Source organism: Mesorhizobium sp. M1A.F.Ca.IN.020.06.1.1, assembly GCF_004023265.1.
GTDB lineage: Bacteria > Pseudomonadota > Alphaproteobacteria > Rhizobiales > Rhizobiaceae > Mesorhizobium.
The window spans coordinates 1-940 of record NZ_RZSR01001464.1; the positions used below are offsets into that span (position 1 = coordinate 1).

The 940-nt window shown below is 57.2% G+C and carries 1 protein-coding gene; it reads right to left on the reverse strand.

Going from position 1 to position 940, the window contains the following annotated elements; genetic code table 11:
- Positions 1–896 (reverse strand): aminomethyltransferase family protein (locus EOA60_RS34890; protein WP_245502704.1); only part of this gene is annotated, 896 nt, incomplete at its 3' end.
- Positions 897–940: the final 44 nt, after the last annotated feature.

Consider the following 940-nt stretch of genomic DNA (forward strand, 5'->3'; position numbering starts at 1 on the left):
CCATAAAGAAGGGAACCTGCCCGCGCGCCAATATCGCCGGCGATTTCTAGTCCTACTAACGAAGGGCGCATTGCGTCTTCAAGGACAGGACGCTTTCGCAGGACAGAGCCAACAAAGGGCTTCTTGCCCGAAGCAAGGCCCTCCAGACCTAAGTCCTTCAGTGTCGTGCGCCCTTCGATTTCCGAACCGGCGATGTGGCCTTTCTCGATGCGCAGGGTGCCCATCGCCTCGAGACCATACGGCTTGAGTTGATACGAAGCATCGACCGCAATAAGAGTCTCCCAGATCGTACGGCCACGCTTGGCTGGAGCGTAAAGCTCATAGGCCAGCTCACCTGAGTAGCTCATGCGATGAAGGCGGCAAGCCACTCCGGCGATCTTGACATGAGTGAAGTGATTGTTGGGTAGTGTGTCATTGCCCAGATCCGTCCCTGTCAAATCGCTCAGAACGCTGCGGGATTTCGGACCGGCAATCGCGATTGCAGCCCACTGATCCGTGACTGACGTGACATGTACCTTGAGATCGCGCCACGCAGTTTGTAATAGATACTCCGCTCTGGCGAGCACTTTCGCGGCGTTCGCCGTCGTGGTCGTCATGAAGTAGTCGTCATCGCCGAGCCGTGCCGTTGCGCCATCGTCGAACACGAAGCCATCCTCGCGCAACATTACGCCATAGCGCAGCTTGCCAACCGGAAGTGTCTTGAAGCCATTCACATAAACGCGGTTCAGGAATTCCGCGGCATCGGGTCCCTGCACAGCGATCTTGCCAAGCGTGGAGACGTCGACGATGCCGACATGCTCGCGCACGTGTGCGGCTTCGCGAACATAGGCGTCGTTAATGTTTTCGCCTATGGCCGGGTAGTACCATGGTCGCAGCCACATGCCTGCGTCGATCATTTCGGCGCCATTTTCCTCATGCCAGCCATGGATGGTTGAAAGTC